This window comes from Paludibacterium denitrificans, from assembly GCF_009707705.1.
Classification (GTDB): Bacteria; Pseudomonadota; Gammaproteobacteria; order Burkholderiales; family Chromobacteriaceae; genus Paludibacterium_A; species Paludibacterium_A denitrificans.
The window spans coordinates 618,118-639,127 of sequence record NZ_WLYX01000001.1; the positions used below are offsets into that span (position 1 = coordinate 618,118).

Sequence of the window (21,010 nt, forward strand, 5' to 3'; positions counted from 1 at the left end):
CATGCTAAGACTCAGGTAGTCGCGCACGCGGCTTACCAGTTGCGCCAACGGCAAGGTTTCCACCACGCCGCTTAGGCACTGACCGCCGCCCGTGGCATGCCATACACCACGCAGCTGGCTTCATCCTGCGCCAGCGTCAAGGCGCGGCACGCATCCGGCACAAGCCATCCGCGCCATCACGCCCCATCCCGGTCAGAATCACTCCCACCGCCTGACGCCCAGCGTGACGCGCAGCGGAAGCAAACAGCACATCCACCGCCGGGCGGTGCCGGTTGACCGGCTCCGCCTGATCCAGATGCAGGCAAAACCCGCTGGAGGTTGGCCGAAGCTGCATGTGCCAGTTACCGGGAGCGAGGTAAGCAGTGCCCTTGCGCACCGTTTCGCCCTGCTCCGCTTCCTTTACCCGCATGGCGCAACAGCTATCCAGCCGCTGGGCAAACGAGCGGGTAAAACCTTCCGGCATGTGCTGCACCAACAGCACCGGTGGCCCATCCACCGGCAAGCCGGACAAAAACGCCAAAATGGCCTCGGTACCACCGGTCGAGGCGCCGACACACACCAGCGCCTGCTCCCGCCACACCGACGGCAATGCGGGTGGCACGGCGACAGGATGAAAGCGTTGTGGCCACTGTACGCGCGCCGCCGCCACGGCACGCAGCTTGTCGCAAATCTGCTCGGCATACTGTTGCATGTGGCGCGCCACATCCAGATCGGGTTTGGGCCAGAAATCCACGGCTCCCAGCGCCAGCGCTTGCAAGGTCACTTCCGCGCCACTTTGGGTAAGCGCGGAAATCATCAATACCGGCGTGGGCCGCAAACGCATCAGCCGCCGCAAAAACTCCAGACCATTCATCTGCGGCATGTCCACATCCAGCGTCACCACATCGGGCGACAATTGGCGGATACGTTCGCGCGCGATGAGCGGATCGGACGCCGCCGCCACCACTTCCATATCGGGCGCCTGATTGATGATGGTGGTCAACAACTGACGCATCAGCGCCGAATCATCCACCACCACGACACGCAGTTTTCTTGGCAACACAGACAGGAGATCCATCAAGATGATCGCGGTGCCAGACGATATGCTGTCCGGCCACAGGGGACAAAAGCATCGGTCAGGTGCAGGATGTTTTCCGAATGGCCAAGCAACAACAGGCCATCGTCCTGAAGATGGTCGGCCAGATGCGTCAGAATGGCCGCCTGCGTGGGCTTGTCAAAATAAATCAGCACATTACGACAGAAGATCACGTCAAATGTCCCCAAGCCGGGCCAGTCTGGCGCCACCAGATTGAGATGATAAAACGCCACGCGCTCACGCAAGGCTGGTTTGATACGCACCTTGCCTCGCTGCTTGCCGATGCCTTTGTCAAAGTGGCGTTTGAGGGTAGCGGCTTAAGCAGTTTTTCGGTGCGCTCCAGCGGATAAATGGCATTGGTTGCCTGCTGTAACACCCGGGTATCGATATCCGACGCCCAGACTTCAAAACGCTGGCCCGCTTCACCGCCCAGCACCTCTTGCAGCGTCATGGCAATCGAGTAGGCCTCCTCGCCACTGGCAGTGGCCGCACTCCAGACGCGGTAAGTGCGGGGCGGGCGATGGCGTCCGGCATGCTCGCGCAGCAGGTCAAAATGATGCGGCTCGCGGAAAAACGACGTCAGATTCGTGGTGAGCGCATTGATGAAATGCTGCCATTCGTCACCGTCAGGCTGTTGCACCAGCCGGTCCAGATACTCGGCAAACCGCCGCAGACCAAGCGCGCGCACCCGTTTGCCCAAGCGGGCATAGGCCATGTGCGCCTTGGTATCATTCAGGGCAATGCCGGTTTGCTGCTGCACCAGTTCGCGGATACGGCGAAAGTCGGACAGAGTGAAGCGCAACTCGCGCCCCTCTCCCGTCATGGACGATACGGCTGAGACGCTATCGCTCAGAACTCCTCCCATTCATCGTCATGCAAGGCGGGCGAAGTTGGCCGAACCCGTTCGGTGGTCAGCAAACGCCCCACCGGCTTGATGGCCGGTCCGGGCGACACGGCCTCGGCAGGCGTGTTCACCGCAGGACTTGCTGCACGCACAGGCTGCGCACCGTTACGCGGCCAGGTCAGCGGTGCGACGGCCACCGGCCGGTAATCCAGTGCGGAACATGGCAACGGCATCCACCAGATAACGCGATTGCTCTTCCAGCGACTCGGCCGCCGCGGCCGCCTCTTCCACCAGCGCCGCATTTTTCTGGGTATTTTCATCCATCTGCGTCACCGCCAGATTCACCTGTTCAATACCCGAACTTTGCTCCATCGAGGCGGCGGAGATGTCGCCCATGATGTCGGCTACGCGGCGGATGGACCCCACGATTTCTTCCATGGTGTGGCCCGCTTCGTTGACCAGTGGGCTGCCGGATTCAACCTTGTCGACCGAATCGCCAATCAGCGTCTTGATTTCCTTGGCGGCAGCCGCCGAACGCTGCGCCAGATTACGCACTTCACTGGCCACCACGGCAAAACCCCGGCCCTGCTCGCCAGCGCGAGCGGCTTCCACCGCGGCATTCAGCGCCGGGATATTGGTCTGGAAGGCAATGCCATCGATGACACTGATGATGTCGACAATCTTGCGGGCGCTGTCGTTGATCTCCTGCATGGTCGCCACAACATCGCCCACCACCACGCCGCCACGGGTGGCGATATCCGAAGCACCGGTGGCCGGGCGTTGGCTTTTCTGGCGTTTTCTGCATTCTGGCGTACGGTGCTGGTGATTTCTTCCATGCTGGACGCGGTTTCTTCCAGACTGGCGGCCTGTTGTTCGGTACGGCTGGACAGGTTGGCGTTACCGGCGGCGATTTCACGCGCGGCGGTATTGATCGCCTCCGTGGATTCCTTGATGTGGCCGACAATCGCCTTGAGGCGTTCCACCGTGGTATTGGTGTCATCCTTGAGCTTAAGCCAAACAGCCCCTGATACTCGCTGTCGATCGAGCGCGTCAGGTCACCTTCGGCCAACCCGCCAAGCACATCGGCAATATCGCCCAGCCCACGCGTGGTGACATCCAGCAATTGGTTAACGCCCTCGCCCAGCTGGCGATAAAAGCCGCGCTTGTTGTCCAGCGCAATACGCGTGGTCAGATCACCATTGGCAGCGGCCTGCACGATATCAGCCACCTCACGTTCCACTTCCAGCTCGGCGGTGCGGTCTTTCCATTCCACCACCGCACCCAGCGATTTGCCGGTCTTGCTGAAAATCGGCGTCATGGTCTGGGAGAAGGTATGGCCGCCGATACGGATGGTGGCCTGATGCACGCTACGGAGCGATTGCATCAGCTGGCGCGGGTGCGCCGGGTTCTTGTGAAACACATCAATACTGCTGCCCAGCAACTCCCGCGCCGAGAAATTGGGCAATTCCTGGCGGATGTCCTGCTCGGCACGCTGGAACATCGCGGTCACCGCCTGATTGGCATACACAACGCGGAAGTTGGCATCGGCAATCATCATGTTGGTGGCCGATGCATCCAGCGCATTGCGCACGCGCAGGTTTTCCACCGCGTTGTGAGCGGTGGTCTTGATATGGGCAAACAGGCTGGAGGTATCGCCGTCCTTGAGCTTGAACTCGGACACCACCTCGCCTTCGGCCAACTCTTCCATCAGGCGTACGGCATCGGCCGGTTCACCGCCCAGCTGCCGCCACAACGAGCGGCTGATCAGCCAGCTGGCCAATAGCGCCACCAGCACCGCGCCCACCAGCAACGAGGTCAACAGCAGGTTGGCCGAAGTCGCGCTGGCCAGCGTATGTTTGGCCAGCTTTTGCGATGAGTTCTGTTCAAACGCAACGTAGTCGTCCACCGCCTTGAGATAGCGCAACTGGGTATCGCGCAGGGTTTTCAGCAGGTAATCGCGCGCTTCGGCTTTCTGGCCATGGGAAAAATAATTGCGGAATGTCGCCAGCTGGCTGCGATGCGTCGCTTCTTCGCTGCGCAGGTGCTCAAAAAACACCTTGCTAAGCCTCCGGCACTCCCGGACTCAGCCGTGCCATTTCCTCGCTGATGCTGGCCAGCGTGTCGTCCAGCTGCTTTTGCTGACCGGCAATCTGCTGTGCATCGGTCATCAGCAGCATGTTGCGCACGGAGCGGGTGGCAATGTTGATGTTGTTGGCCACCGTCGCGGCCATGTTGGCACGCGGGATGTTCTGATTGGCAATTTCATCGATATTGCCCTGCAACTCGCGGATTTGCACAATCGCCACCGACATGGCGATGATGATGATGGCCAATAAGCCACCAAACCCCAGCGCCAGCCGGTGTTTGACTTTCATGTTGTTCATACTGCGTTTCCCCTTGCCTCTGCCCCATTGCCCAGCGTGCGGGCCACATCCATCAATGCCATGTCTTCACTACTCATCAAGCGCTCAATGTCCAGCACGATGATCATGCGCTCATCCAGCGCGCCCAGCCCTTCGATATAAGTCGTGTCCACCAGCGCCCCCAGCTCTGGGGCCGCGCGCCGAGCCTGCGGTTGCAGCGAGATCACATCGGACACCGCATCCACCACCACGCCCACCGTACGCTGACAAACGTTAAGAATGATCACCACGGTAAACGCGTTGTAGACCGGTTCACCCAGGTCGAATTTCACCCGCAAATCAACGATCGGCACGATACCGCCACGCAGATTGATCACTCCCTTGATGAACGCCGGTGCCCGGGCCAGACGGGTGACACTGTCGTAGCCACGAATTTCCTGCACCTTGAGGATGTCGATGCCGTACTCTTCGCCCCCCGGTGGTAAACACCAGCAATTCCCGCGCCGTTTTGATCTCGCCCGGATTTGGCTTATTGTCCGCCATAACCTTGTAACCCTAGCTAAAGGACAAGGGCGCATCCCCTTGCCACACACCTGAATTTCGCTGCTGCAACGCGCGCTGGTTGTGCCGCGCAATCGCGGCCACGTCCAGAATCAGCGCCACCTGACCATCGCTCAGGATGGTGGCACCCGCCACCCCATCAATCTGCCGATAGTTGCTTTCCAGATTCTTCACCACACACTGCTGCTGCCCGATCAGCTCGTCCACCAGCAGCGCCAGCCGGGTTTCTGCCGACTGCACAATCACCACAATACCCTGCTGTTAGCCGTATCGGCCTCCGGCATTTCCAGATAATCGGCCAGCGATACCACCGGCAGGTAATCGCCACGCAGGTTCACCACGCGACCGCGCCCGGCGATGGTCTTGATCTCGCCCGGCGCTAGCTGCAGCGATTCCAGAATAAACGACAACGGCAGCACATAACGCTCGCTCCCCACCCGCACCGACATGCCATCCATGATGGCCAGCGTCAGCGGCAAGCGAATGCTGATGGTGGTCCCGGCATCGCGCAGCGTATCGATATCAATGCGCCCGCCCATGCTCTGGATGTTGCGTTTGACCACATCCATGCCCACGCCGCGCCCGGATACCTCGCTAACCTCGTCCGCCGTGGTGAACCCTGCCTCAAAAATCAGCGCCCACACTTCAGCATCGGTCATGCTGTCATGGCAGGCCATGCCCCGCTCACGCGCCTTGGCCAGAATCCGGCGGCGATCCAGCCCGGCGCCATCATCCGTCACCTCAATCACGATGCTGCCGCCCTGATGGAACGCCAGCAAGGTCAAGCGCCCTTGCGCTTGTTTTTGGCCAACCGCACCTCTGGCGCTTCAATGCCATGATCCAGGCTGTTACGCACCAGATGCGTCAGCGGGTCGACCAGTTTTTCGATAAATCCTTTATCCAGCTCGGTCGCTTCCCCCACCATGCGCAGCTCCACCTGCTTGCCCATGCGGCTGGCCAAATCGCGCACCACGCGCGGGAAACGGTCAAACACGAAGGACACCGGCGTCATGCGGATCGACATCACCGCTTCCTGCAACTCACGGGCATGGCGTTGCAAGGCGTTGATTCCGTCCAGTAACTGCGGATGCTCCACCGGATCAAGCGCTTGCCCGGACTGCAACAGCATCGACTGGGTAATCACCAGTTCACCCACCAGATTCAACAGCAGATCGACCTTCTCGATATTGACGCGGATGGAACGTGTGGCAGCAGGCTCTGACGAGGCGGGATCGGCAAGCGGCACGGTAGGGTTGGCCGAAACCGGCGCCACCGGCTCGGGCGTGGGCAATGGTGCAAACAGACCAAAACCGTCTTCTTCGTAAGCCACCAACGGGGCCACCGGCACAGCCGTATCAGGCGGATCGAGAAACAGCCCAAAATCAGCATCTTCCTCCACGCCGCCATCTGGCCGCACGCTGAAACGCTCCGGCGGCAGTACAAAAGCCAGCGTATCCGCCACTTCCGAGGCCGTCAGCTCAGAACAGAAACTCGCCACCCACGGTTGCTGGCTATCCACGTTGCCCTGCTGCACCACGGCCAATTCGCCACAGCGGCCGAGCGACTCCAGCGCTGCGGCGATATCCACATCCTCACCCGGCCATAGCTCCAGCAGCACGCGACAACGGAGTGATGTCGGCGTGGCATGTTCCACCAGCGGTACAGGCACCACCTCCGCCAGCTGCGCCAGCCGCTGGGTCACGGCCGATACTTCATCGCCACCAACCGTCGGGCCGCCGCGATGCGCCGTCAACATACCCTGCAGCACATCCTTGGCACGCAAGAACACCTCGACCATGGCATCAGTCAACACCAGCGCCTGCTTACGTAACCGGTCGAGCAGGTTTTCCAGTGCATGGGCCAATTCAGCCAGATCGGCAAAACCAAATGTCGCGGCACCACCCTTGATCGAATGGACGGCACGAAACACGGCATTGAGTTTCTCCGCCTCGGGATGCGCCACATCCATGGCGAGCAACAGGTATTCCATGTTGGCCAGATGCTCGGCTGTTTCATCAAAAAATACCTGATGAAACTGAGTCATATCAATCGGCACGACATCCCCCCGTAGCCAGATACCACCTCACCCGACCAGCCGCTTCACGACATCCAGCAATTTTTGCGGATGAAACGGCTTGACCAGCCAACCGGTTGCCCCGGCGGCGCGCCCCCGGTGGTTTTCATCTGCTCGCCCGACTCGGTGGTCAGCATCAGAATTGGCGTGCGCTCATACTCAGGCAACTTGCGCAGCAACCGGATCAGCGACAGCCCATCCATCCCCGGCATGTTCTGGTCGGTGAGTACCAGATCAAACGCCGTCTCCTGTGCACAAGCCAGCGCAGCAGAACCATCAACGGCTTCCACCACCTCATAACCCGCGCTTTTCAGGGTAAACGTCACCATCTGACGGATGGACGCAGAATCGTCTACGGTAAGAATTTTCTTTGACATCACAAATCCTACAGTCGCTTTATTTTCCGAAACTACCAAGAGCCCGGATCAGGCCCGGCCGTACCGGCGAGACAGGCACTAATACTTTTCAACGTTACGCGGTACGCACCCGTTACAACGGCTCATGCCTCCCGGCCTCGCTGGGCCGGTAATGAGAACGTGACACAAGACATATCATCACCAACCGGGCTGGTATAAGACAAGGCAATATCCGACGGGCACACGCAGCAGCTACAGGCCACCGGGTCTGTTTCACAGCGGCCAATCGCCGCCGACAACAACTGTTGCGCCGCTTAACTTCGGTCATGCCATCGCTATGTATCAGCAATTGCAAACAACGATCCATCGCCACACGATGAATCGTTGTGGCGGGCAAGTTGGAGCACACACCAAACGGATAGGAAGAAGACGGATAACTCTGTGGCGGCTGCCCCGGGTTGAACAACAAGACCGCGGGCAAGCCAGCGTTTAACCAGCGTAGCTCGCCAGAAGCCCAGTTGATCTCTGCCACCACCGCCGCCACAAACCGGTGGAGTTCGATGCGGGCAAACAGGAAGGTATTCAGCTGTTCCATGTTCTGCGCCGTCAGGCTGCCACCACGACAGCAAGCCACCACTGCCAGCGCCAGTAACGCAGCTTCCAGCGCGGCCACTTCACCATGCCCCGCCGCATCGCCCAACACCAGCCGGTATGCGCGGGAGTATCCACCCGCACGAGGACATCCCCGCCGACACGCCCCACCGGGACGAGCGCATGTTCCCACGCCAGAGCCGCTTGCCGCCGGAGGTTAACGACAGCGAACCGTCCACCACCTCAACCGCCAATGGCAACGCCCCCCAACAAGGGCAGCAGACACCTTGCAGCCATAACCAGGCCAATAGACGATCACGCAGCACATCAAGACAGAATTCACCCGGCAAGGCGACCCAGCGCTGCGGATTGCTATCCGGACCATCCGGCCGACCGCCCCACGCCCACACCGTTGACAAGGTTGGCCGAACGCGCCGCTCCGAGTCCATGCTGGCCCGTTGCAAGATCACCAGTGACGCAGTTTCCTGCAAAGCGTGATCAATATCCGTGCAGAACACCCACTCCAGGCCGGACAGCCACGGATCAGCCAGGATGGCAGCACGCACCGGGCCACTAAGCACGGCTCGAATGGTAAGAGAAGAAAACGCCAAGCGCTTACTTGATGGTGAACATTTTGTTGAAACAGGCAATCTCCAGCACCTGCAACACCGTGTCACGACAATGAATCAGCGTCATCGATTTTTTTAGCGCCGTGGCACGCTCTTTTAACAGCAACAACATGCCCAGCGCCGAACTATCCAAAAAGGGGACTTGATCAAAATCCACCTGAATCTCCTGCACTGCCGGATCGTCCAGCAACGTTTGGCTGGCCTGTCGGAATTCCCGGTGCAGGTTGAAATCGAACGGCCCCACCAACTGCAACGTGCCCACACTGCCATCCACCTTGATCACCGGCTTCATCGTAAATTCCCCGACATCCTGCCCCTGAATCGTCTCAGAGACGCTGATTTTCCTGACAAGGGAGCGTCAGTTCAAAACAACTCCCCTTCGTTTCCCTGTTATGGCAACGAACGCTGCCGCCCAGCTCGTCTGCCACTTTCTTGACAATGGCCAGCCCCAGCCCGGTACCGCCCGAGCGGGTGGTAAAAAATGGCTCAAACAACTGGTCCACCACATCAGAGGGCAAGCCGCTGCCCTCGTCTTCCACCCGAAAGAGCAGATGATCGGCCACCATACTGACGCCAAAGCAGACATGCCCGCCCTGGCGGCGAAAAATGAATGGCATTTTCCAGCAGATTGATCAGTGCGCCCTGCACCGCCTTACGATCGCCCATCACACTCACGGACGCTAAGCAGCTGCACCGCGCAGTCAAACACCAGACCTTTTTCATGGCACTGCGGCGCCATGACGGCACAAATATCCTCAACCATGGCCGTCACATCCAGCACCTCGCGGGAAGACACCTGCCCACGCACAAAACCCAGCATATTCTGGATCAAGCCTTCCAGCGCCTTCATCCCGGCCAGACTTTTATCAATAAAGCGCAACCGGTCCTCGGGTTTCAGCCCTTCCTGCCGCAAGTTGGCAGTATAAAGCATGGCTGTTGCCAAAGGCGTGCGCAGCTGATGTGCCAACGAAGCCGCCATACTGCCCATGGCTGCGAGTTTTTGCTGTTGTCCCAGCTCACGCGTCAGCTGATGCAGCCGGGTCACATCATGAATCAACACCATGTGTCCGCCTGCCGCTTAAGCAATGCCTGAGACTGTAACGACAACCGCCGCGTGCCCTCTGGCAGGTTCAACAGATAAGTTCCCTCCGGCTCGCACGCTTCCGGGCTATCCGTCACTTCCTGCCACGCCTTACCGCGACACGACCCGCCCAACATGGCAATTGCCGCCGGGTTTTCCGTTCTGACTTCACCCTGCGCCGACAACTCAACCACGCCCGCTTAAGCATCACTTCCAGCAACCGCTGCAACCGTTCGGCCAACGCCGCATTTTCATCACGCTGCTTGCGCAACTGGTTATTCGCCTCATCCAGTTGGGCATTCAGAACATTAACCTGAGCCTCCAGCTGGTTGTAGGCCTCGATCAGTTGTCCGGAGACGGCATTGAACTGTTCAAATGCCGCTTCCAGCGTTTTTTGGTCAAGCAAGTTTGAAACATCAGTCATCATGGGCTGGAGTTATTTGTAAAAACCCGTTAAACCGTATGATAATGTTGGAGCTTAGGCTGAGCCAACTTGTAACTGACATCAAGATGAAGGTGCACAAGCCTGGCCAAACCAACAACTGGCGTACGTAGCTAAGAAAACGTCATTCGCCATAACAAAATGCTGCGGAGGTTTCTGTGTCAGAGCTTCTTAAAAAAATTGATGCCAGAACCAAGCTGGCCGGTACCAACAAATTGGAGATCCTGCTGTTCTCCCCGGGGCATGACCAACGTACGGGCCGCAAAGAAGTATTCGGCATCAACGTATTCAAAGTCAGGGAAGTCATGCGGACGCCGGAAATCACCGCCGCACCAGAAATGCCTTCCTCGGTTGAAGGCATGGTCAGTCTGCGCGGCGCACTGGTACCGGTGATCGACTTGGCGAAATACGCCGGTATCGTTACCAGCAACAAACCAGAAATCATGATCGTGACCGAATACAACGGCCACACACAGGGTTTTCTGGTTGAAGCGGTCGACACCATTCTGCGCCCTGGACTGGTCCGCCATGCGCGTGCCACCGGAAATGATCACCAACCGCATGGCTGGCCGGTGACCGCCGTCACCGAACTGGACAACGGCACGCTGGTCATGATGATGGACGTGGAAAAGGTACTGGCAGAAACCTCGATCATTGACGACTCGCACCATTTCATTAATATCGAACCGGTCAAGGAAGACCGGATGATCTTCTTCACCGACGACTCGGCCGTCGCACGCAAGCAGATCGAGCGCACCACGGAAGCCATGCACGTCAACTACGCCTACGCCATCAATGGCCTGCGTGGTTGGGAAGAGTTGCAAAAAATGGCCATGCAGGCCGAATTGGCTGGCCATAAACTGAGCGATATGCTGCACTTGGTACTGACCGACGTGGAAATGCCGGAAATGGATGGCTACATGCTGACCAAACTGATCAAGAGCGACCCCCGCTTTGCCGGTATTCCGGTACTCATGCACTCATCGCTCTCTGGCACATCCAACCAGAAGCTGGGCGAATCGGTAGGCGTGGATGCCTATGTCTCCAAGTTCGAGCCACAAAAGCTGTCGATGAAATTACGCGAAATGCTCAAACTGGACAAAAGCTAAGTCCATAACGGAATTCAGGAGAGAGACATGAACATGTCAGCCGCCGAAGCGTCCTTGCTTGCCAGTGTTGATGCACGCACCAAACTCGCGGGCTCCAACAAAATGGAGATCCTGCTGTTTTCCCCGGGGACACGGGAAACCTTCGGTATCAACGTTTTCAAGGTACGCGAAGTCTCGCAAACCCCGCTCATCACCAAAGCCCCCAACATGCCGTTTGGGGTAGAAGGTGTCCTGTCGCTGCGAGGCAACATCATTCCCATCATCTCGCTGGCCAAATTCATCGGTTCCGAAGGCGATGGGCGCAAACTGGACACCATGATCGTCACCGAATTCAACAAGAGCACACAGGCTTTTCTGGTGGACTCGGTGGATCGCATCATCCGTGTAGACTGGGACAAGGTACGTGCGCCGGAAAACATGATGGCCACCAGCGGCACCAATCAGAATCTGATTACCGCCATTACCGAACTGGAAGACGGCAAGCTGGTTTCCATTCTGGACGTTGAACAGATTCTCGCCAGCGTGGTTGGCGAACCGCACCTGCCGGACGTACCAACGGCCCAACTGGAACAGGATCAGTATATTTTCTTCGTGGATGACTCCGTGGTCGCCCGCAAGGAAATCACCAGCGTACTGGAGAAAATGGGCGTCAAATTCCAGCAGGCGACCAATGGCCGCGAAGCATGGGACCGCTTGCAAGTGCTGGCCAGCCGCACCGGGGCGAAGACGAATCCCTGCACGACAATCTGAAAATGATTCTTGTCGACGCAGAAATGCCGGAAATGGATGGCTACGTACTGACTCGACTGATCAAATCGGATCAGCGTTTCAATGGCATCCCTGTGGTCATGCACTCCTCCTTGTCGTCTAACGCCAACCGTGCCATGGGCTCAAGCGTTGGTGTCGACGCCTATGTCGCCAAATTCGATCCGGTGGTGCTAGCAGAAACTTTGATTCCATTCCTGCAAAGGTAGCCGTTAGAATTGGCTCATCAGATGGATCACGGATAATTCAGGATAATTCTCGATGCCGGACAAGAATATGCGATTCCTGGTAGTGGATGACTTCTCAACCATGAGAAGAATCGTCCGCAACCTGCTAAAGGAACTGGGATTTACCAATGTCGACGAGGCTGAAGACGGTCAGGTGGCATTGCACAAACTCAAGACACAACATTTTGACTTTGTCGTGTCGGACTGGAACATGCCCAACATGACGGGCCTTGAACTGCTGAAGGCGCTGCGTGCCGATCAGCAGCTCAAGCATTTGCCCTTCATGATGATCACGGCGGAAGCAAAGCGCGAAAATATCATTGAAGCGGCAATGGCTGGCGCAAGTGGCTACATTGTCAAACCCTTTACCGCCGCCACACTGGAAGAGAAGCTCAACAAGGTCTTCCAGAACATGAGCAAATAAGCAGCCTGCTGCCACACAAGACTGCCTGAGTCAGTATTGAGGAGGATTTATCGTGCCGGATCACATATTGGAAAGCGGGGACTCCCCGGATCTTGAAGCGCTGTTTGACAGTATCGCCCAACAACAGCATCAAGACACCGAAGATCCAGCGCCCCGCTACCCCAACCGGCATAGTGTCAGAGGCCTCGGCTCCTGCCGCCACCAGCCCTGCCACCATGTACGAGCAGATTGGGCAGTTGACACGCAAACTGCACGATACCATGCGTAATCTGGGGTTCGATAAATCCACGGAACGCGTGGCTGACTCCATTCCGGATGCTAAGGATCGTCTGGCCTACATCGCTACGCTAACGGAAAGCGCAGCTGAGCGGGTCCTGAACGCCACCGATATCGCCAAGCCGATTCAGGACGATCTGGAAAACCAGGCCAAAGCCTTGGCCTTGCGCTGGCAGCAACTGTATGACAACCAACTGTCAGTCGACGACTTCAAACAGTTGGCCGAAGCCACTCGCAACTATCTGAATGTCGTGCCGGAACGCACGCAAGCCACCAGCACCCAATTGCTGGACATTGTCATGGCACAGGATTTTCAGGATTTGACCGGACAGGTCATCAAAAAAATCATGGAAATGGTGAAAACTCTGGAAACCGAACTGGTGTCCTTCCTGATCGAGTATTCACCCAATGACAAGAAAACCGAATTGAACCCCAGCCTGCTCAATGGCCCGGTAATCAAACCGGAGGAACGACCGGATGTGGTCGCCAATCAGCAGCAGGTCGATGATTTACTAGAAAGCCCGGGCTTCTAAGATAGAACCCGATCAAAGCCAAGCAGAAAAACCGAAAAGCGGGGTGGAAAAATGAGTGAATTTGGCGGCATGGAGGAGCTTCTGCAGGACTTCCTGATGGAGTCCAACGATCTCCTGTCGGACGTTGATAACAAGCTGGTCGAGCTGGAAAAACGCCCGGATGACAAAGCATTGCTCAATGACATTTTCCGTGGCTTCCACACTATCAAGGGTGGTGCAGGCTTCCTCACCGTGGCCCCCATGGTCACGCTATGTCATCGCACCGAAAATCTGTTCGACAAGCTGCGCAATGGTGAACTGCATCTGACGCCAGAAGTGATGGATGTCATCCTCGATGCGACCGGCATTGTACGCGACATGTTTGGCACGCTCGGCCAAGGTTTGATGCCTGGTGATGCCGACCCGGCAGTACTTGATGCACTCGATGCCGTGCTCTCAGGCCAGACGCCACCTAGTGCCGCCAAACAACCCGCTCCGGCTGCAGCCGTGGTTGCCCCTGCAGCGCCAGTAGCCGAAGTCAATGCACCGGCCGCCAACACACAACCGGCGGCGACAAATGGCGAGCCGAACTGGCAACAGCTGTATCAAGCGGTTGCGCCACAAGCCGCTACCCAGCCAGCACCGACAGCTACGGTTACCCCTGCCGCCCCGGTTGCTGCTGCAGCACCTGTCGTCGAACACACCGCTGCGCCCAGCCAAGTGCCAGCGGCTCCGGCCAAACCACAGGCCAAGCCGGTTGCTAGCGCCAAATCGTCCGGCGGTAATGCCAGCGGTCCGCAGGAAAACACCATTCGAATTGATACGCAGCGGCTGGACATGGTGCTGAACCTGTCCGGCGAGATCGGCCTGACCAAAAACCGCCTGACAACGTTGCGTACGGAAATTCTGCAAGGCAATCACGAAGCCAATACCCTGCGTTCGCTGGATGAGGCGATCAGCCAGCTCGATCTGCTGGTTGGCGATTTGCAAAATGCGGTGATGAAAACCCGCATGCAGCCGATTGGCCGCCTGTTCCAGAAATACCCACGCCGGCCCGAGATCTGGCACGCCAGCTGGGCAAGGAAGTGGAACTGGTTCTGTCCGGTGAAGAAACCGAGCTGGATAAAACCATGATTGAGGATCTGAATGATCCGCTGGTTCACTTGGTGCGCAACGCGGTCGATCACGGTGTTGAATCGCCGGAAGAACGTATTGCTGCCGGTAAAAAGCCACAATCACATGTTCAGCTGACCGCTGAACAAGTTGGTGATCACATCCAGATCGAGATCATTGATGACGGCAAGGGCATGAACGCCGATGCCCTGCGTCGCAAGGCCGTAGAAAAAGGCCTGATTGATCAGGAAACCGCCAATTCACTGGATGAAAAACAGTGTTTGCAGCTGATCTTCCTGCCGGGCTTTTCCACCAAGGATCAAATTTCCAGCGTCTCGGGACGCGGTGTCGGCATGGATGTGGTGCGTACCAACATCCAGAAGCTCAACGGCCGTATCGACATCAACTCCATCCCGAACGAAGGCACCCGGATCAGCATCTCCCTGCCGCTGACGCTGGCGATTTTGCCAGTGCTGGTGGTTCGTGCCTGCAATCAGCCGTTTGCCGTGCCACTTGCCATGGTGCGGGAAATCATCACCATCGACCCGCAGGCCATTCAGGAAGTCTCCGGCAAACCTACCATCGTCGTGCGCGATGAGATTTTGCCGCTGAAAACCTTGGCCGGGCTGCTGGGCTGGGAACCGACTCAGAAACCTTATTTTGGCGTCCTGATGCAATCGGCCGAAAAATCCTTCATTCTGGCCATCGACTCGTTTGTCGGCCGTGATGATGTGGTTATCAAACCGTTGCAAAACATTCGTCCGAAAGGTGTGGCGGGAGCAACATTGTCCGGCGATGGTTCGGTTGTTCTGGTGCTGGATATGGAAGACCTGCTAAGTGCCAGCGAAAGCGCCAACAGCTTTACGCGGACCTCGGAACTGCTATCGTCTTAAGATTTTCTGGCGGGCTAATGACACCAACTAACGCCTTCATTGGCAGACAACCTGTACTTAACCGAAATCAGCAGCTCATTGGCTATGAGCTGCTTTTTCGCTCCGGTGTCAACGCCCAAACAGTAAGCGATTATGCAGAGTTGCAAGCCGACACCCAAGTGCTGGTCAACACCCTCAACAACATGGGCACCAGTTGGCTGATTGGCAGCAAACTGGCGTTTATCAATGTTGGGGCCAGTATGCTGGCAAGTGATTTTCTGGAATTGCTCCCGTCACGCCGGGTTATTCTGGAAATCTCGCCGCATGTATCCCCCACACACGAACTACTGTCTCGCGTTCGTTATCTACGCTCGCTCGGATTCGGCATTGCCCTCGATCACTTCAATTTTGAAGAATCAGCACTCGCGTTTATGGAGTTTGCCAACTACGTGAAACTGGACGTGCAGCAGCATGATGCACAGCAGTTTCAACAGTTGGCCGCCCGACTGCGTAGTTATCCGGTGATCCGGATTGCCGAACGCGTAGAAACCCACGAGCACTTTCATCGCTGCAAAGAACTGGGGCTGGATGGATTTCAGGGCTTTCACTTTGCCAAGCCGGAAACTCTGACCACCAAGACGCTGCATCCTACGTTCAGCACGACGTTGGAGTTACTAAATTTGCTGCGCTTGGATGGTGAAATTCATGAAATTGAGCAAATTCTCAAACGCGATGTCGCTCTGTCCTTCAAGTTGCTGCGCTACGTTAACTCTGCCGCAGCCGGACTTAACACCACCATCACATCGTTTTCTCATGCCGTAGCGGTATTGGGTTATCAGAAGCTGTATCGCTGGTTGACCTTGTTATTAGTCACCGGTAGCGAAGAAGCCCATGTTCCTCCGGCACTACAAAAAACGGCTATCACGCGTGGCCGTTTCATGGAATCCATGGGGCTAGCTCTCGGCCTGCCAGCAGACACCTGCGATAATCTTTTTATCATCGGGCTGTTCAGTCTGCTGGATACGCTGTTTGACATGCCCATGCCGCAGATACTGGAGCACCTGCGCCTGTCTGAGTCGATACGCGATGCTCTATTGCAACAACAAGGCCAAGCCGGTTTGTTGCTGCAGTTGGCCCTAGCCTGCGAACAGGAAGCATTGCGCACGGTGCCAGAATTAAGCCAGCAAGCAGGTCTGGACAGCCAGCAACTCAACCAGGCTCATATTGCAGCGCTCGCTTGGGTAGAAGAACTGGGCTTATAATTCACGCCCTTACCGGTTGTTCTTGAGCCCCATGAAACTGCTTGCCATCGACACATCCAATACCTATTTATCACTTGCGCTGAGCGATGGTGAAAACACCCGTGTTTTTCACGAAGACGTCAATCAAAAACACGCGGAACGAACTTTGCCGGAACTGCATAAGTTGCTGGCAGAAAGCCAATTGGCACTCTCAGAACTGGATGCGATTGTCTTTGGTCAGGGTCCGGGTTCATTCACCGGTTTGCGCATTGCTTGCGGGCTGGCACAAGGCCCGGCTTTTGCAGCCAATCTGGACGTCATCGCCATTCCCACGCTAGACAGCATCGCTTACCAGTCCAGATCGGGTAACGTGATGGTGTGTATGGATGCCCGCATGCATCAAGTGTATTGCGCACAGTACCAGACCGGCGACACGTGGCAACGCATCGGCCCTATCCATCTGGCCACACCGGAAGAATGGCAAGCACCTGAGGGAGTAGAACATTTGGTAAGCGATGGCTTTGCCGCCTACCCGGAGCTGTTAACGCACGTCCCCGAGTTGGCCGAACAGGCACAAGCCAGCCTGCGCCCACATGCGTTGGCCTACACGGAACTGGCCCGCAGCGGTCGTTATCCCAAAGTCCACCCACGTGACGCCCAATTGCTTTACATCCGCAACAAGGTTGCACTGACCGCTGTTGAACAGCAAGCCAGCAAGCGATGACCATCCGCACAGCAAGCGCCCCCAATCCAGAGGAGCTGGTTCAACTGGAAACCAGCGCCACCGCATATGGCTGGACACGGCAGCATTATCAGGATTCGATCACGGCTGGACATCAGTTTTTCGTCGCCCAGCATCAGAATGAGCTGGTTGGATTTGCTGTCGTCATGACGGTACTTGATGAAGCGGAATTACTGAATATCGTTATCCACCAAGCACATCAGGGTCAAGGTTGGGGTAAACGCCTGCTATGCCACGCCATTGCCACGCTCCAGCACCAGAACATGCACAAACTGCTGCTGGAGGTACGCGAGAGCAACCAGTTTAAGCACGCATGCTGTACCAGCATAATGGCTTTGTTGAAACAGGTTTGCGCAAGAACTATTACCCCACCGCCGATCAGGGACGTGAGCACGCTGTATTGATGGAGAGAGTCCTATGAGCCGCCGGTCCGTTCTACTGGAAGAAATGGGACTGGGGCCGGATTGGCAGGCAAAAGCTACCTGGTTTGGTAGTCCGCAACCGACACAGGCAGAGCCATCTCATGCCCAAGCAAGGTTGGCCGAACTCGATACCGGCACTATCGATGTGCCAGCCACCCAGCCCCTCCCCTCTGTACGACCGACAGAGATCACAGCACCAGCAACAAGCGAATCACCGGATGCCGCACTACCGTCAGCGCCGCTCATAACGTGGGAAGTACTACAACAAAGCGTCGCCAACTGCACCCGTTGCCAGTTAAGTCAGACACGCACGCAAGCAGTGTTTGGCCGGGGGAATCCACACGCACGCTGGCTGCTGATTGGCGAAGCGCCGGGGGAGCAGGAAGACAAACAAGGGGGAGCCGTTTGTCGGTAAGGCAGGACAACTGCTGGACAACATCTTGCTGGCTTGCGGACTTGATAGGAATAACGACGTCTATATTGCCAATGTGCTGAAATGCTTAAGCCTCCGGGCAACCGCAACCCCAGCCGGGATGAAATTGCCTGCTGCCAAGATTATCTGGCACAGCAAATTCAGCATATCCAGCCGACCCTGATTGTTGCCTTGGGACGCTTTGCCGTACAAACCTTGCTCAACACTGACCAAAGTATCGGCAAACTACGTGGCACCCTGCATCAGTATCAAGGGATTCCGCTTATCGCCACCTTCCATCCGGCCTATTTGCTACGCAACCTGCCGGATAAATCCAAGGCGTGGCAGGACTTTGTCTTTGCCAAACGCACCTATCAGCAACTCAGCGCACCACATCACGACTAAAGTAGAGCATCAGATAACTCGCTGAACTGTGGCATACGCTGGAGCACTGCCTTCGCCCCTGATCACAGGCAATAAAAAACCCTTCTCCGTGCACCAGAGAAGGGTTCTTTGATTGTCTGCAAAGACAAGCTTATTTCAGCTTGGTTTCTTTGTAGATCACATGCTTACGGGCAACGGGATCAAATTTTTTGATCTCCATTTTTTCCGGCATCGTACGCTTGTTTTTAGTCGTAGTGTAGAAATGGCCGGTGCCAGCAGTGGATTCAAGCTTGATTTTATCGCGCATGGTATTACCTCAGTAGCTATCTGGTGAACCGCTGATTAGATCTCGCCGCGAGCGCGCAGATCAGCCAGTACTACTTCAATACCCACCTTATCGATGGTACGCAGAGCAGCATTGGACACACGCAGGCGAACCCAGCGGTTTTCGCTTTCCACCCAGAACTTGCGATACTGCAGGTTCGGCAGGAAACGACGTTTCGTCTTGTTATTGGCGTGGGAAACATTGTTCCCGGTCATCGGACGCTTGCCGGTGACTTTGCAAACACGCGCCATGGTTAAACTCCCAAAACCGGTAAAAGCTGGCTTTATACCATATATAAGGCCAGTTATTCAAGGCATGATGCATCCCCGATGTGGTATCCGGGTGATGATCTCGTCAGTAAAACAATTCGGACGCATTCTAACGGATAGCTTAAGCGCGCGGGCGAGAAAAACCTTACCTTGATCACCTCGACTGTTGCGGGAAGCACGCAACATCTTGGCGCACAGACGGTTCAACTCACAACGATTTCAGGTTAAAATCCCGGATTCCCATAGAGCCGTAATCCCATGACCAAGTACATCTTCGTTACCGGCGGTGTGGTGTCTTCCCTCGGGAAAGGCATTGCCGCTGCGTCCATTGCTGCCATCCTTGAGTCCCGCGGACTGAAAGTCACCATGCTGAAGCTGGATCCATATATCAATGTGGACCCGGGCACCATGAGCCCTTTCCAGCATGGTGAAGTTTTCGTGACCGAAGACGGCGCAGAAACCGACCTCGACCTTGGTCACTATGAACGCTTCATCCATGCCAAGATGAAGAAGAGCAACAACTTCACCACTGGCCGGGTTTACGAGTCCGTGATCACCAAGGAACGCCGTGGTGACTATCTGGGCGGTACCGTTCAGGTGATTCCGCACATCACGGACGAAATCAAGCATAAAGTTCATGAAGGTGCTGGCGATGCCGATGTCGCCATCGTCGAAATCGGTGGCACCGTCGGAGACATCGAATCGCTGCCGTTCCCCGGAAGCCATCCGTCAGATGCGTTCCAATCTGGGCCGCAAGAACACGCTGTACGTTCACCTGTCGTACGTGCCGTACATTGCCACGGCGGGTGAAATCAAAACCAAGCCGACCCAGCATTCGGTAAAAGAACTGCGCGAAATTGGCATTCAGCCGGATATCCTGCTGTGCCGCATGGACCGCGAACTGCCGGACGATGAAAAGCGCAAGATTGCCCTGTTCTGCAACGTAGAAGAAAACGCTGTAATCGGCTGTTATGACTCGGACTCGATCTACAAAGTCCCGGGCATGCTGCACGCCCAAGGCATTGACTCCATTATTGCCGAACAACTGCAACTGGAATTGCCGGAAGCCGACCTGTCCGAATGGAATCGCATTATCGATGCCATTGAGCACCCGACGCAGGAGGTGAATATTGCTATGGTCGGCAAGTATGTCGACCTGACCGAATCGTACAAATCGCTGTCCGAAGCCCTGCAGCATGCCGTAAGCATTCATACCCACAGCCACGTCAATATCATCTACATCGATTCGGAAGATATCGAGCGCGATGGTCCGGATGCACTGAAAGACATGGATGCCATTCTGGTACCGGGTGGCTTCGGCAAGCGTGGTGTGGAAGGCAAGATCAAGGCTGTGCGTTTCGCCCGCGAAAACAACATCCCTTACCTCGGTATCTGCCCGGGCATGCAGATCGCGCTGATCGAATATGCGCGCGATGTGGCTTGCAGGGCGCCAACTCCACCGAGTTTGATCTGGATACCGACTATCCGGTCGTTGCCCTGATCGACGAATGGGTCAACCACGATGGCAAGGTAGAAACCCGTGACGAGAACTCCAACCTCGGCGGCACCATGCGTCTGGGTGGGCAGGAGTGTGAACTGGTACCGGGCTCGCTCGCAGCACAGGTCTATGGCAAGGCCAGCATCACCGAGCGTCACCGCCATCGCTACGAAGTCAACAACTACTATGTTCCGCGCACGGAAGCAGCCGGACTGACCATTAGTGGTCGTTCCGCCGGTCATGAAAAGCTGGTGGAAACGGTAGAACTCAAGAACCATCGCTGGTTCTTTGCCTGCCAGTTCCATCCGGAATTCACCTCCACGCCGCGTAATGGTCACCCGCTGTTCAAGGCCTATGTGCAAGCAGCACTGGCCTATAAAGCCGACAAGCAAGGGAAGTAAGC

At 56.6% G+C, this 21,010-nt stretch carries 25 protein-coding genes and 6 pseudogenes; 11 read left to right on the top strand and 20 right to left on the bottom strand.

What is annotated here, in order from left to right; translation table 11 throughout:
• Positions 1 to 71 precede the first annotated feature (71 nt).
• The 18 genes and pseudogenes from GKE73_RS04245 to GKE73_RS04315 all read right to left on the bottom strand — a co-directional run bounded on the left by GKE73_RS04245 (position 72) and on the right by GKE73_RS04315 (position 9,980).
• Positions 72 to 1,057: pseudogene (locus GKE73_RS04245) on the bottom strand (protein-glutamate methylesterase/protein-glutamine glutaminase).
• Complete coding sequence (locus tag GKE73_RS22450) at positions 1,057 to 1,338, bottom strand: CheR family methyltransferase (protein ID WP_312854360.1); 282 nt, start codon at positions 1,336 to 1,338, stop codon at positions 1,057 to 1,059. Before GKE73_RS22450 ends, GKE73_RS04245 begins: the two are co-directional and overlap by 1 nt.
• Positions 1,245 to 1,898: a CheR family methyltransferase gene (locus GKE73_RS04250; RefSeq protein WP_280954753.1), complete on the bottom strand. Its 654-nt coding sequence runs from the start codon at positions 1,896 to 1,898 to the stop codon at positions 1,245 to 1,247. The genes GKE73_RS22450 and GKE73_RS04250 overlap by 94 nt, the downstream gene beginning before the upstream one ends.
• Positions 1,899 to 1,924: 26 nt before the next feature.
• Positions 1,925 to 2,050 (bottom strand): hypothetical protein, encoded by a 126-nt coding sequence (locus GKE73_RS22455; RefSeq protein ID WP_280954754.1) that lies wholly within the window; start codon positions 2,048 to 2,050, stop codon positions 1,925 to 1,927.
• Between the two features lie 34 nt (positions 2,051 to 2,084).
• Positions 2,085 to 2,657: a methyl-accepting chemotaxis protein gene (locus GKE73_RS22460; protein WP_376767271.1), complete on the bottom strand. Its 573-nt coding sequence runs from the start codon at positions 2,655 to 2,657 to the stop codon at positions 2,085 to 2,087.
• Positions 2,658 to 2,994: 337 nt separating this feature from the next.
• A pseudogene (locus GKE73_RS22465) lies at positions 2,995 to 3,627 on the bottom strand (PAS domain-containing protein); the annotation flags it as partial.
• Positions 3,628 to 3,979: 352 nt separating this feature from the next.
• Positions 3,980 to 4,303, bottom strand: coding sequence for an MCP four helix bundle domain-containing protein (locus GKE73_RS04260; protein ID WP_230369213.1), 324 nt, complete (start codon positions 4,301 to 4,303; stop codon positions 3,980 to 3,982).
• The gene (locus tag GKE73_RS04265) at positions 4,300 to 4,725 is read right to left on the bottom strand and encodes a chemotaxis protein CheW (protein WP_230369214.1); all 426 of its coding nucleotides are present in this window, start codon (positions 4,723 to 4,725) and stop codon (positions 4,300 to 4,302) included. The genes GKE73_RS04260 and GKE73_RS04265 overlap by 4 nt, the downstream gene beginning before the upstream one ends.
• 112 nt (positions 4,726 to 4,837) lie before the next feature.
• The gene (locus GKE73_RS04270; RefSeq protein ID WP_230369215.1) at positions 4,838 to 5,092 is read right to left on the bottom strand and encodes a chemotaxis protein CheW; all 255 of its coding nucleotides are present in this window, start codon (positions 5,090 to 5,092) and stop codon (positions 4,838 to 4,840) included.
• On the bottom strand, positions 5,086 to 5,622 hold the full coding sequence (locus tag GKE73_RS04275; protein ID WP_230369216.1) for a chemotaxis protein CheA: 537 nt from the start codon (positions 5,620 to 5,622) through the stop codon (positions 5,086 to 5,088). Before GKE73_RS04275 ends, GKE73_RS04270 begins: the two co-directional genes overlap by 7 nt.
• Before the next feature lie 2 nt (positions 5,623 to 5,624).
• A complete protein-coding gene (locus GKE73_RS04280) occupies positions 5,625 to 6,899 on the bottom strand; it encodes an Hpt domain-containing protein (protein WP_230369217.1) in 1,275 nt (424 codons plus the stop codon).
• 44 nt (positions 6,900 to 6,943) lie between these two features.
• The gene (locus GKE73_RS04285) at positions 6,944 to 7,294 is read right to left on the bottom strand and encodes a response regulator (protein WP_245393817.1); all 351 of its coding nucleotides are present in this window, start codon (positions 7,292 to 7,294) and stop codon (positions 6,944 to 6,946) included.
• Positions 7,295 to 7,406: 112 nt separating this feature from the next.
• Positions 7,407 to 7,976: a SpoIIE family protein phosphatase gene (locus tag GKE73_RS04290; protein WP_230369218.1), complete on the bottom strand. Its 570-nt coding sequence runs from the start codon at positions 7,974 to 7,976 to the stop codon at positions 7,407 to 7,409.
• On the bottom strand, positions 7,948 to 8,475 hold the full coding sequence (locus GKE73_RS04295; protein ID WP_230369219.1) for a hypothetical protein: 528 nt from the start codon (positions 8,473 to 8,475) through the stop codon (positions 7,948 to 7,950). Before GKE73_RS04295 ends, GKE73_RS04290 begins: the two co-directional genes overlap by 29 nt.
• A 4-nt stretch (positions 8,476 to 8,479) precedes the next feature.
• The gene (locus GKE73_RS04300) at positions 8,480 to 8,785 is read right to left on the bottom strand and encodes an STAS domain-containing protein (RefSeq protein ID WP_230369220.1); all 306 of its coding nucleotides are present in this window, start codon (positions 8,783 to 8,785) and stop codon (positions 8,480 to 8,482) included.
• A gap of 34 nt (positions 8,786 to 8,819) precedes the next feature.
• On the bottom strand, positions 8,820 to 9,110 hold the full coding sequence (locus tag GKE73_RS04305) for an ATP-binding protein (RefSeq protein ID WP_280954755.1): 291 nt from the start codon (positions 9,108 to 9,110) through the stop codon (positions 8,820 to 8,822).
• Between the two features lie 35 nt (positions 9,111 to 9,145).
• The gene (locus tag GKE73_RS04310) at positions 9,146 to 9,556 is read right to left on the bottom strand and encodes a histidine kinase dimerization/phospho-acceptor domain-containing protein (protein ID WP_230369221.1); all 411 of its coding nucleotides are present in this window, start codon (positions 9,554 to 9,556) and stop codon (positions 9,146 to 9,148) included.
• A gap of 112 nt (positions 9,557 to 9,668) precedes the next feature.
• Complete coding sequence (locus tag GKE73_RS04315; RefSeq protein ID WP_230369222.1) at positions 9,669 to 9,980, bottom strand: hypothetical protein; 312 nt, start codon at positions 9,978 to 9,980, stop codon at positions 9,669 to 9,671.
• A gap of 194 nt (positions 9,981 to 10,174) precedes the next feature.
• On the opposite strand from GKE73_RS04315, the gene GKE73_RS04320 reads away from it, so the two are divergent.
• From GKE73_RS04320 to GKE73_RS04365, 10 genes and pseudogenes are all read left to right on the top strand, one after another.
• Positions 10,175 to 11,125, top strand: coding sequence for a chemotaxis protein (locus GKE73_RS04320; protein ID WP_230369223.1), 951 nt, complete (start codon positions 10,175 to 10,177; stop codon positions 11,123 to 11,125).
• Between the two features lie 33 nt (positions 11,126 to 11,158).
• A pseudogene (locus GKE73_RS04325) lies at positions 11,159 to 12,099 on the top strand (chemotaxis protein).
• A 52-nt stretch (positions 12,100 to 12,151) separates the two neighbouring features.
• Positions 12,152 to 12,541, top strand: coding sequence for a chemotaxis response regulator CheY (cheY, locus tag GKE73_RS04330; RefSeq protein ID WP_230369224.1), 390 nt, complete (start codon positions 12,152 to 12,154; stop codon positions 12,539 to 12,541).
• A gap of 104 nt (positions 12,542 to 12,645) precedes the next feature.
• Positions 12,646 to 13,350 carry a protein phosphatase CheZ gene (gene cheZ, locus GKE73_RS04335; protein ID WP_230369225.1) on the top strand — a complete coding sequence of 235 codons (705 nt, stop codon included), beginning with the start codon at positions 12,646 to 12,648 and terminating at the stop codon, positions 13,348 to 13,350.
• A gap of 51 nt (positions 13,351 to 13,401) precedes the next feature.
• A pseudogene (locus GKE73_RS04340) lies at positions 13,402 to 15,335 on the top strand (chemotaxis protein CheA).
• Positions 15,336 to 15,352: 17 nt separating this feature from the next.
• Positions 15,353 to 16,576, top strand: coding sequence for an EAL and HDOD domain-containing protein (locus tag GKE73_RS04345; RefSeq protein WP_230369226.1), 1,224 nt, complete (start codon positions 15,353 to 15,355; stop codon positions 16,574 to 16,576).
• Between the two features lie 31 nt (positions 16,577 to 16,607).
• Positions 16,608 to 17,279, top strand: coding sequence for a tRNA (adenosine(37)-N6)-threonylcarbamoyltransferase complex dimerization subunit type 1 TsaB (gene tsaB, locus GKE73_RS04350; RefSeq protein WP_230371396.1), 672 nt, complete (start codon positions 16,608 to 16,610; stop codon positions 17,277 to 17,279).
• Entirely contained in the window at positions 17,276 to 17,701 is a 426-nt protein-coding gene (locus GKE73_RS04355; protein ID WP_230369227.1) for a GNAT family N-acetyltransferase, read from the top strand. The genes tsaB and GKE73_RS04355 overlap by 4 nt, the downstream gene beginning before the upstream one ends.
• A 13-nt stretch (positions 17,702 to 17,714) precedes the next feature.
• Positions 17,715 to 18,134, top strand: coding sequence for a uracil-DNA glycosylase family protein (locus tag GKE73_RS04360; protein WP_230369228.1), 420 nt, complete (start codon positions 17,715 to 17,717; stop codon positions 18,132 to 18,134).
• A 25-nt stretch (positions 18,135 to 18,159) separates the two neighbouring features.
• Positions 18,160 to 18,536, top strand: a pseudogene (locus GKE73_RS04365) (uracil-DNA glycosylase).
• A gap of 130 nt (positions 18,537 to 18,666) precedes the next feature.
• Here GKE73_RS04365 and rpmG read toward each other — a convergent pair.
• Both rpmG and rpmB read right to left on the bottom strand, forming a co-directional pair.
• Positions 18,667 to 18,822, bottom strand: a complete 156-nt coding sequence (gene rpmG / locus GKE73_RS04370; protein WP_028453358.1) for a 50S ribosomal protein L33 — start codon at positions 18,820 to 18,822, stop codon at positions 18,667 to 18,669.
• A gap of 35 nt (positions 18,823 to 18,857) precedes the next feature.
• Entirely contained in the window at positions 18,858 to 19,091 is a 234-nt protein-coding gene (rpmB, locus tag GKE73_RS04375; protein WP_230369229.1) for a 50S ribosomal protein L28, read from the bottom strand.
• 276 nt (positions 19,092 to 19,367) lie between these two features.
• Here rpmB and pyrG point away from each other — a divergent pair.
• Positions 19,368 to 21,008 (top strand): annotated as a pseudogene (gene pyrG, locus GKE73_RS04380) (CTP synthase).
• Positions 21,009 to 21,010 lie beyond the last annotated feature (2 nt).

Bases quoted from the DNA above. Each gene is read 5' to 3' on its own strand.
- GKE73_RS04250 (WP_280954753.1), bottom strand. From the start codon at position 1,898: ATGACGGGAGAGGGGCGCGAGTTGCGCTTCACTCTGTCCGACTTTCGC.
- GKE73_RS04260 (WP_230369213.1), bottom strand. From the start codon at position 4,303: ATGAACAACATGAAAGTCAAACACCGGCTGGCGCTGGGGTTTGGTGGC.
- GKE73_RS04285 (WP_245393817.1), bottom strand. From the start codon at position 7,294: ATGTCAAAGAAAATTCTTACCGTAGACGATTCTGCGTCCATCCGTCAG.
- GKE73_RS04300 (WP_230369220.1), bottom strand. From the start codon at position 8,785: ATGAAGCCGGTGATCAAGGTGGATGGCAGTGTGGGCACGTTGCAGTTG.
- GKE73_RS04305 (WP_280954755.1), bottom strand. From the start codon at position 9,110: ATGCCATTCATTTTTCGCCGCCAGGGCGGGCATGTCTGCTTTGGCGTC.
- GKE73_RS04310 (WP_230369221.1), bottom strand. From the start codon at position 9,556: ATGGTGTTGATTCATGATGTGACCCGGCTGCATCAGCTGACGCGTGAG.
- cheY (WP_230369224.1), top strand. From the start codon at position 12,152: ATGCCGGACAAGAATATGCGATTCCTGGTAGTGGATGACTTCTCAACC.
- GKE73_RS04345 (WP_230369226.1), top strand. From the start codon at position 15,353: ATGACACCAACTAACGCCTTCATTGGCAGACAACCTGTACTTAACCGA.
- tsaB (WP_230371396.1), top strand. From the start codon at position 16,608: ATGAAACTGCTTGCCATCGACACATCCAATACCTATTTATCACTTGCG.
- GKE73_RS04355 (WP_230369227.1), top strand. From the start codon at position 17,276: ATGACCATCCGCACAGCAAGCGCCCCCAATCCAGAGGAGCTGGTTCAA.
- GKE73_RS04360 (WP_230369228.1), top strand. From the start codon at position 17,715: ATGAGCCGCCGGTCCGTTCTACTGGAAGAAATGGGACTGGGGCCGGAT.
- rpmG (WP_028453358.1), bottom strand. From the start codon at position 18,822: ATGCGCGATAAAATCAAGCTTGAATCCACTGCTGGCACCGGCCATTTC.
- rpmB (WP_230369229.1), bottom strand. From the start codon at position 19,091: ATGGCGCGTGTTTGCAAAGTCACCGGCAAGCGTCCGATGACCGGGAAC.